The organism is Salinimicrobium oceani (genome assembly GCF_012037645.1).
This window is the reverse complement of sequence record NZ_JAAVJR010001107.1, coordinates 1-359: the sequence shown is the minus strand read 5'-3', so window position 1 is coordinate 359 and position 359 is coordinate 1. Positions and strand designations below refer to the sequence as shown.

At 51.8% G+C, this 359-nt stretch carries 1 pseudogene; it reads left to right on the top strand.

Features of this window, described 5'->3' with window-relative positions:
- Positions 1–359, top strand: a pseudogene (locus HC175_RS21005) (DUF3570 domain-containing protein); the annotation flags it as partial.

Genomic DNA, 359 nt, shown 5'->3' with positions numbered 1-359 from the left:
CCACGTGTTTTGGAGAGTACAGAGGTGGAATTTCTCACCAGCCTTTACACCCAGGACGGCGATAATGCTGCGGTAAGCGGAGGGATAGGCACTGAAGAACTTTCGGACCTTACCCCGACCTTTGTGGTATCCATTCCTCTGAATGCTGACGATGTTTTGACCATAGATGTGGGAATTTCGGCCTACACCTCGGCTTCTTCAAGCAATATTGATCCCTGGGACAGCGGCGGTCCAGCCGATCCTTTTACTGCTTCTTCAGGTGCATCCTCCGGCGATGTTTGGGCGAATTTCAACGGCACCTACAGTCATAGCTCAGACGACCGCAACAGGATATGGACTGCCAAACTCTCGGTTTCTTC